This window comes from Mesorhizobium sp. (assembly GCF_024509055.1).
In the GTDB taxonomy this organism is placed as follows: Bacteria; Pseudomonadota; Alphaproteobacteria; order Rhizobiales; family Rhizobiaceae; genus Mesorhizobium.
This window is the reverse complement of sequence record NZ_JANINM010000552.1, coordinates 1-8,453: the sequence shown is the minus strand read 5'-3', so window position 1 is coordinate 8,453 and position 8,453 is coordinate 1. Positions and strand designations below refer to the sequence as shown.

The 8,453-nt window shown below is 64.2% G+C and carries 6 protein-coding genes; 3 read left to right on the top strand and 3 right to left on the bottom strand.

From position 1 onward, the window contains the following. Positions 1 to 74: 74 nt before the first annotated feature. Positions 75 to 1,829 carry an ABC transporter ATP-binding protein gene (locus Q0L57_RS33315; protein ID WP_296747385.1) on the bottom strand — a complete coding sequence of 585 codons (1,755 nt, stop codon included), beginning with the start codon at positions 1,827 to 1,829 and terminating at the stop codon, positions 75 to 77. A gap of 177 nt (positions 1,830 to 2,006) precedes the next feature. Between Q0L57_RS33315 and Q0L57_RS33310 the strand changes: the two genes are divergently transcribed. Together Q0L57_RS33310 and Q0L57_RS33305 are read left to right on the top strand one after the other, a co-directional pair. Next, on the top strand, positions 2,007 to 3,287 hold the full coding sequence (locus Q0L57_RS33310; RefSeq protein WP_296747383.1) for an amidohydrolase family protein: 1,281 nt from the start codon (positions 2,007 to 2,009) through the stop codon (positions 3,285 to 3,287). Between the two features lie 81 nt (positions 3,288 to 3,368). Beyond that, the gene (locus Q0L57_RS33305; protein ID WP_296747381.1) at positions 3,369 to 4,292 is read left to right on the top strand and encodes a DMT family transporter; all 924 of its coding nucleotides are present in this window, start codon (positions 3,369 to 3,371) and stop codon (positions 4,290 to 4,292) included. Between the two features lie 59 nt (positions 4,293 to 4,351). On the opposite strand, the gene Q0L57_RS33300 is transcribed toward Q0L57_RS33305, so the two are convergent. Further along, on the bottom strand, positions 4,352 to 5,251 hold the full coding sequence (locus tag Q0L57_RS33300; protein ID WP_296747379.1) for a phosphotransferase family protein: 900 nt from the start codon (positions 5,249 to 5,251) through the stop codon (positions 4,352 to 4,354). Between the two features lie 100 nt (positions 5,252 to 5,351). Here Q0L57_RS33300 and Q0L57_RS33295 point away from each other — a divergent pair, with 100 nt between their 5' ends. Continuing rightward, a complete protein-coding gene (locus tag Q0L57_RS33295; protein ID WP_296747377.1) occupies positions 5,352 to 5,984 on the top strand; it encodes a class I SAM-dependent methyltransferase in 633 nt (210 codons plus the stop codon). Between the two features lies 1 nt (position 5,985). On the opposite strand, the gene Q0L57_RS33290 is transcribed toward Q0L57_RS33295, so the two are convergent. Further along, on the bottom strand, positions 5,986 to 8,439 hold the full coding sequence (locus tag Q0L57_RS33290; protein ID WP_296747387.1) for an FAD-dependent oxidoreductase: 2,454 nt from the start codon (positions 8,437 to 8,439) through the stop codon (positions 5,986 to 5,988). Positions 8,440 to 8,453: the final 14 nt, after the last annotated feature.

Here is an 8,453-nt window from a genome sequence, read left to right as displayed (position 1 = left end):
TGGAACACCCCTCATCCGTCTCGGCGCTGCGCGCCGATCCACCTTCTCCCACAAGAGGAGAAGGAAAAGTGCCCTCAAGGCATCAGCTGGTATTCATAGAGCTTCTGATAGAGCCCGCCCTGCTTGAGCAGGGTCTTGTGCGCACCGCTTTCCTGCACCTTGCCGTTCTCGAGCACCACGATGGTGTCGGCCTGGTGCACCGTCGACAGCCGGTGCGCGATCACGATCGTCGTGCGCCCGACGGTCAGTTGCTGCAGCGCGTCGCGGAACAGCGCTTCCGACTCGGCGTCGAGCGCGCTGGTCGCCTCGTCGAGCAGCAGGATCTCGGCGTTGCGCAGCATCGCGCGCGCAATTGAGATGCGCTGGCGCTGGCCGCCGGACAGCAGCGAGCCGTTCTCGCCGACCTCCGTTTCGTAACCCTTGGTCATCGCGGTGATGAAGTCGTGCGCGTTGGCGGCCTTGGCTGCTGCGATCACCTCCGCGTCGGTCGCGTCCTCGCGGCCGAGGCGGATGTTGTGCATGACCGTGCCGGCGAACAGGAACGTGTCCTGGCTGACATAGGCGATCTTCTGCCTGAGCGAGGCGAGCGTGGCGTAGGAAATGTCCTGTCCGTCGAACAACACGCGACCTGCCTGCGGGTCGTACATGCGCATGATCAGGTTCAGGATCGTCGACTTGCCGCTGCCGGAAGGTCCGACCAGTGCCGTCATCTTGCCGGCCGCCAAGGTCAGGTTGAGGCCTTGGAACACCGGCGGGCTCTCGGGATAGGCGAAGCTCAGACTGTCGAAGCGGATTTCGCCCGACCCTGGCCGCAACGGCCTTGCATCCGGCTTTTCGGCGAGCGTCAGCGGCCGGTCCGCGAGCTGGAACATCATGCGCACGCCGACGATGCCGGTCTCCAGCGAAATGCGCACGCGCGCCAGGCGCTTAGCCGGCTCATAGGCCAGCAGCAGCGCCCCGATGAAGGCCATGATGTTGCCCGGCATCTGGCCGCCCTGCAGAACCAGGAAGCCGCTGACGAAGACGGCGCCAGCGATAGCCAGGCCAGCAAGCGTTTCCATCACCGGGCTGGTGGCGGCCTCCAGCGCGGCGATGTTGTTGGCGCGGTTCTGGACATCCGAAACCGCCTTGTACATGCGCTTGCGCATCGCGCTTTCCAGATTGAAGGACTTGATGACCCGCACGCCGATCGCCGTCTCCTGCATCACATGCACGATCTGGCCGAGCGAGCGGAACTCCATCTGGGCGATCTTGCGGACACGCTTCAGGATGCGGTTGACGCCAAAGATGGCTGCCGGTCCGACCGCGAAGCAGATCAGCGACAATGCCGGCTGTTGCCACACCATCGTCGCGACCAGGGCAATCAATGTCACTAAGTCCCTCACATAGGAGGTGACGACGAGGTCGAGCACGCTGCGCGCCGCCTGCGCGTTGTTGGTCATGCGCGTGATCAGATCGGATGACGAGGTCGAGTGATAGAACTCTATGCCTTGCGCGAGGATCCGGTCGTAGATCTTGCGCTGCCGGTCGGCGATGATGGCGTTGCCGACCCGGCTCATGAAGTAGGCCTGGACGTAGTTGGCGATGCCTTTGAGGATGAAGATTACTGCGACTGCGATCGCGATCAGGTTGACACGATCAGCCCTCTTGAAGACAACGAATTCGTTGGTGATCTCGCTCAGGATCCACGCGCTGGCGGCCGTCGTGCCGGCCACCACCAGCATCGACAGGATGGCGGCGCCATAGCCGAACTTGTGCTCCTGGAAGGATTCCCTGACCAGCCTCGCGATGAGGCGCTGGTTCTCAGTCGAGCGGAAGAAGCGAAACAATCGGCTTGTCCAATGCGTGGCTGCACGAACTTCGGATTCGCCACGAAGGCGAGAGGCGGCTTATAGAGCGAGTTGCGGCCCGAGGGAACCTTTCGCCGTGACGCAAGGAAAGAGGCTGCGGCAGGCTGTCTTTTCGGCCACGATAATCGCTGATTCTACAAAGGGGGATGACGACAGATGGATTTCGACCTCATCGTGCGCGGCGGCACGCTGCCCGACGGCAGGATTGCCGATATCGGCGTCACCGGCGAGATGATCGCGGCGATCGGACCCGATCTGCAAGGCTCAGCTCGCGCCGAGATCGATGCGCGCGGCAACCTTGTCTCCCCGCCTTTCGTCGATCCGCATTTCCACATGGACGCGACACTTTCCTACGGCATTCCGCGCATCAACGCTTCCGGCACATTGCTGGAAGGCATTGCGCTCTGGGGTGAGTTGAAGCCGCTGCTGACGCATGAAGCGGTGCGCGACCGCGCGCTCGCCTATTGCGATTGGGCGGTGTCGATGGGCCTGCTCGCCGTCCGCAGCCATGTCGACGTCTGCGACGACCGGCTGCTTGCGGTAGAAGCCCTTCTCGACGTCAAGAAGACGGTCGTACCCTATATCGACCTGCAACTGGTCGCCTTCCCGCAGGACGGGCTCTACCGCTCGCCGACGGCGCGCGAAAACACCATCCGCGCGCTGGACATGGGCGTCGACATCGTCGGCGGCATACCGCATTTCGAACGCACCATGGCAGACGGCACGCGCTCGGTGACGGAGCTTTGCGAGATCGCGGCCAAGCGCGGCCTGATGGTCGACATGCACTGCGACGAGACCGACGATCCGTTGTCGCGGCACATCGAGCAGCTCGCCTATGAAACGCAGCGCCTCGGCCTGCAGGGCAGGGTGGCCGGCTCGCACCTCACCTCCATGCATTCCATGGACAATTATTACGTCTCGAAGCTTTTGCCGCTGATCGCGGAGGCCGGCGTCTCGGCCATCCCGAATCCGCTGATCAACATCATGCTGCAGGGCCGCCACGACACTTTCCCGAAGCGCCGCGGCCTGACCCGGGTCAAGGAGATGCAGGCGCTCGGCATCCGTGTCGGCTGGGGCCAGGATTGCGTGCTCGACCCCTGGTATTCGCTGGGCACGGCCGACATGCTCGACGTCGCCTTCATGGGCCTGCATGTCGCCCAGATGTCGAGCCCGGCCGACATGGCGCGCTGCTTCGACATGGTCACCAACGTCAACGCCGCTATCATGGGGCTCGATCATCTCGGCCTCGCTGTCGGCAAGCGCGCCAGCCTCGTCGTGCTCGACGCCGGCAACGCGATCGAGGCAGTTCGCCTGCGCCCCGAGCGCCTCTGCGTCATCGCGCGCGGCAAGGTGGTGGCCGAGCGGACAAAGCAGGAAACCAGGCTGTCGATCGCCGGCCGGCCGGCACAAGTGAACCGAAGGCATAAATCGGCATAGAACCAGCCGATTTCCGCCGCTGGTCTTACCAACCGCCCGGATTTCCCTCGTCAAACTGGCTGCTTGCGGCTACGGAGCGGCATGGCCCAGTCCCTTGCCCGCAATTTCACGATCAGGAACGTGCTGCTTGCCGGCATCCTCTTGATGCTGGCCGGTGACTTCATGTTCGCGCTCAACGATGCGATGGGCAAATGGCTGGTCACCAGCTTCTCTGTCGGCCAGGTCGTGCTGATCCGCTCGATCGGCGCCTTCATCGTGCTGGGCCCGATGATCGTCAACCAGGGCGCCGGCAAGCTGTTCCAGATTGAACGGCCGGTGCTGCAGTTCCTGCGCGTCGTGGCGACCACGCTCGACACTGGGCTTTTCTATGCCGCCGTCGTCTACTTGCCTTTAGCCGACGTGATGAGCTTCTACATGGCTGGTCCCATCTATGTGGCTGCGCTTTCACATCTTCTTCTTGGCGAGAAGGTCGGCTGGCGGCGCTGGCTGGCGATCCTGGTAGGCTTCTGCGGCGTGCTCATCATCCTCAAGCCGTCATCGGCGGCGTTCTCGCTGTCTTCGGCCTTCGCGCTGATCGGCAGTATCGCCTTCGCCTTCGCCATCATCCTCAACCGTCGCCTGCGCGGCACGACCGACACGACGCTGGTCACCTGGCAGACGATCGGCACGCTGCTGGTCGGCGGCGTGCTGACCATCGGCGCGTGGCGCACTCCGTCCGCGCTCGATCTCGGCGCCATGCTCCTGCTCGGCGTCGTTTCCTGCGCGGCCCACCTGATGATCACCAGGGCGTTGAAGCTGGCGCCGGCCTCGACTTTGGCGCCGCTGCACTACAGCCTGCTTCTGTGGGCGGTCATCTTCGGCCTGGCCTTCTTCGGCGATGTGCCGAGCTCCCGCATCCTGGTTGGCTCGGCCATCGTCGTGCTCGCCGGTCTCTTCATCTTCCACCGCCAGAAGGTGGTGGAAACCGTGGTGCCGCCCGAGAACGTGCTGAAGGGCGTCAACTAGAGCATAATGCCGAAAAGCGTGAAGCGGTTTTCGGGTGACATCGTGCTCTAGGGGCGGAGCTAGCCCGCTCGCACCGCCGCCAGATGGCGGGAGAATTCCTGTGTCCCCATCAGCGCCTTGCAGCGGGTGAAGCGGCCGTCCGCATAGGCGCGGAAATCGTCGACCGGGTTGTCGTTGGCCAGTTGGATCAGCCCCCACAAGGTCCACAACAGATCGCACATGGCCTTGTAGATGACGACTCGGGCACGCTCGGCCGATCGCGCCTCGCCGCCGAAATAGGCGCGCATCAATTCCTCGTCCTGGACCGCATCGAACCTGCCTTCGACAGAGAGATCGCCCAGGTCCCACAGCGGGTCGTTCATGCCGGAATACTCCCAGTCGACGATCCACATCCTGTCGCCCGCGTCGAGGAAGTTCTCGCAGAGCGGATCGCAATGGCAGGCTGCCAGCCGGATCGGGTGCGCGGCCAGCGCCATGCGTACGGCGTCCGCCTCTCGCACCACATCGTGATATCCCGGAGGCAGCGCGACGTCCTTGGTCGACAGCACCTTGAGATAGTCGTCGATCATGGCGAACAGTTCGAAGCGGAGCGGGAACGACGCGCCCGACGCATGCAGCTTTCGGAAGGCCTGGCCGGCGCGCGCCGGGCTGCCTGGCCTTGTCTTGAAAGCCTCCGGGGACATGGTCTGCGCCCCGGCAACGAAGCGCGTCACCATCACACCGGTCGCAGGATCGACGTAGAGGACGTCCGGGCTGACGCCGGCCTTCGCCGCTTCGCGCGCCGCCACCGCCTCGTTGGCGCGGTTGATGTATTCCTCCGTGCCTTTGCCCGGAATCCGGACGCAGACATTGCCGGCTCTGTAGACCATGTTGGTGAGGCCGCCGAGCCGCTCCAGCGGTCCATCATAGTTGGCGAGCATGGGAATTGCCGCCAGCGCCGCGCGCGTGTCGTCGGTCATGTCGTGCCCCCTTTCCACGCCATTGTTGCGAGCTGACGGTTCCACAGTTTTCGCCGCTTGGCTATCATCCGACCAAAGGGAATCGGCGGTGAGAGCAGGGATGGCGGACGACAGGCACAACAGCACGCTGAGCGCGGCTTACGCCGCGAAGCGGCCGGAGGAAGTCGCCGCGATCTATGACAGCTGGTCGGAGACCTACGATGCGGAGATGTCCGTAGCCGGCTATCGTCATCCGACGATCTGCCTCGCCCTGCTTGCACGGCACTTGCCGCGCGGCGCCGAGCCGATCCTCGACGCCGGCGCCGGAACCGGCCTGATCGGTGAATGGCTCGCCATCGCCGGTTATCCGAGGGTCGAAGCGCTCGACATTTCGCAAGGCATGCTGGACAAGGCCGCCGCCAAGGGCGTCTACGCCGCGCTGCATCGGCTGGCGCTGGGCGGCCCTCTGCCCTTTGCGGACGGCGCCTATGCCGGGATCGTCTCGGCCGGCGTCTTCACCTCGGGCCATGTCGGGATCGAAGGCCTGGATGAGTTGATCCGGATTTGCCGGCCCGGCGGCGTCATGGTGCTGACGGTGAAGAACACGTTGTGGCAGGCCGGCTTTGAGCGGCGGATCGCCGATCTCGTGAGGCAAGGTATGATTGCCGTCGTCGAGGAGACGCCGCCCTACGCCTCGATGCCCGGAGAAGCAGGCACCGTACCGAGCCGGGGCCTCGTGCTGCGCGTAGGCTGATCTAAGCTTTTATCTTCGCTCCTGCCGGGTCGTACATCGGCTCCAGATGAATCTTTGCCGGCGTACGCTCCATCGCCACCACCAGCTCGTAGTCGCCGGAGGCGAGGAAATCGTCGCTGACCCCATCGGCGTTGCGCACATAGCCGTAGCCGATGTTCTTGCCCAGCGTGTAGCCAAAACCGCCGCTGGTGAGGTAGCCGACCGGTGCGCCATTGCGCAGGATCGTCTCGCGGCCGACCAGCACGATCTGTGGATCGTCCACCGTGAAACCGGCGAGGCGCTTGGTCAGCGGCTTGCCTGCGGGCCTCTCCAGAGCTTTTCGTCCCAGGAAATCGGTGTTCTTCCTCAATTTCACCGCCCAGCCGAGGCCAGCATCTTGCGGCGTGTCGTTCGGCGTGATGTCGGATCCCCAGGCGCGGTAACCCTTTTCCAGTCTGAGCGATTCCAGCGCCCGGTACCCGACGGGTCGGATGTCGTGGTCTTTTCCGGCCGCCATCAGCGCGTCGAAGACCTCGCCAGTCGCGCCGATCGGTACATGCAGTTCCCAGCCGAGTTCGCCGACATAGGTGACCCGCAGCGCCCGCACCGTATGGCCGGCGATGCTGATCTCTCGGGCATGGCCGAAGGGGAAAGCGGCATTGGAGACGTCCGCATCCGTCACGGCCGACAATACGTCGCGGGCCTTCGGCCCCATCAGCGACAGGGTGCCGAAATCCTCGGTGACATCCTTCAGTCGCGCATCGAGTCCCTTGCCGATATGATCGGAGATCCAGGACAGATCATGCGTGCGGAAGCCGGTGCCGGTGACGATGTAGAACCTGTCCTCGGCAAGTCGCGCCACGGTGAGGTCGGCCTCGATGCCGCCGCGCGTGTTGAGAAGCTGCGTGTAGGTCAGCCGGCCGACCGGCTTGTCCACATCGTTGGCGCAGATCCAGTCGAGCGCCTTCAGCGCGTCGACGCCGGTCATCTCGTATTTGGCGAAGGACGACTGGTCGAAGATGCCGACCTTCTCGCGCACGTGACGATGCTCGTCGCCGACGGCGGCGAACCAGTTCTGCCGGCCCATCGAATAGATGTCCCTCGGCTCGACGCCCTCCGGGGCGAACCAGTTCGGCCGCTCCCAGCCAAGCTTCGAGCCGAACACCGCGCGATGCGTTTTCAACTGTTCGTAGAGTGGCGAGACGATGCGCGGCCGGCCGGAAAGATATTCCTCGTGCGGGAAGCCGATGGTGTAGTGCTTGCCATAGGCTTCCAGCGTGCGGTCGCGGACCCAGTCGCGGTCGCGGTGCAGGCCGGAAAAGCGCCTGATGTCGACCACCCAGAGATCGAGCGGCGCCTCGCCGTCGACCGCCCATTGCGCCAGCACCCAGCCGGCGCCGCCGCCTGAAGCGATGCCGAAGGCGTTGAAGCCGGCGCCGACGAACATGTTGGGACATTCGGGCGCGACGCCGAGGATGAAATTGCCGTCCGGCGTGAAGCTTTCCGCACCGTTGATCATCTGCTTGACGCCGGCATTGGCCAGCGCTGGCACGCGAGCGACAGCCTGGACCATATGCTGCTCGAAATGATCGTAATCGTCACCGAACAGGCGGAATTCCCAATCATTGGGCACGTCGCCCCCAGGAAGACCGGTCGTCCAGGCCTGCGGGTTCGGCTCGTAGCCGCCCATCACCAGCCCGCCGACCTCTTCCTTGAAATAGGTGAGGCGGTCGGGGTCGCGGATGGTCGGCGCGTCGGTCGCCAGTCCATCTATCTTCTCGGTGACGATGTACTGGTGCTTGACCGGCTGCAGCGGCACGTTGATGCCGGCCATCGCGCCGACCTGCCTTGCCCATTGCCCGGCGCAGTTCACAACCTTGTCGCAGGCGATGTCGCCCTTCTCGGTTTTCACCGCCGTTATACGGCCGTCCTTCATCTCGAAGCCGGTGACGCGCACGTCTTCGAACAGCTTGGCGCCATGCATGCGTGCGCCCTTGGCGAGCGATTGCGTGATGTCGGAAGGGCTGGCCTGGCCGTCGGTCGGCAGCCAGGAGGCGCCGACAAGGTCGCTGGTTTCCATCAGCGGCCACATGTGCTTCACTTCCGAGGGCGAAAGAAGTTGCATGTCCATGCCGAAGCTCTTCGCCGTGGTCGCAAGGCGTTTGAACTCCGTCCAGCGGTCGGCGTTCGTCGCCAGCCTGAGACAGCCCGTCATCTTCCAGCCAGTGGCAAGGCCGGTCTCGGCTTCGAGCCCCTTATAGAGCTCGACGGAGTATTTGAGCACGCGCGTGATTGAGGCCGAGGAGCGTAGCTGCCCGACCAGCCCTGCCGCATGCCACGTCGAGCCCGAGGTCAGCTTGCCTTGTTCGAGCAGCACCACATCGGCCTTGTGGTCGCGCGCCAGGTGATAGGCTGTCGAGCAGCCGATGATGCCGCCGCCGATGACGACGATCCCGGCATGGCTGGGCAAGGTCATGATCTTGTTCCGTA

Excerpts from the sequence above, each read along its gene's own strand:
- Q0L57_RS33310 (WP_296747383.1), top strand. The coding sequence starts at position 2,007 with ATGGATTTCGACCTCATCGTGCGCGGCGGCACGCTGCCCGACGGCAGG.
- Q0L57_RS33290 (WP_296747387.1), bottom strand. The coding sequence starts at position 8,439 with ATGACCTTGCCCAGCCATGCCGGGATCGTCGTCATCGGCGGCGGCATC.
- Q0L57_RS33300 (WP_296747379.1), bottom strand. The coding sequence starts at position 5,251 with ATGACCGACGACACGCGCGCGGCGCTGGCGGCAATTCCCATGCTCGCC.
- Q0L57_RS33305 (WP_296747381.1), top strand. The coding sequence starts at position 3,369 with ATGGCCCAGTCCCTTGCCCGCAATTTCACGATCAGGAACGTGCTGCTT.
- Q0L57_RS33295 (WP_296747377.1), top strand. The coding sequence starts at position 5,352 with ATGGCGGACGACAGGCACAACAGCACGCTGAGCGCGGCTTACGCCGCG.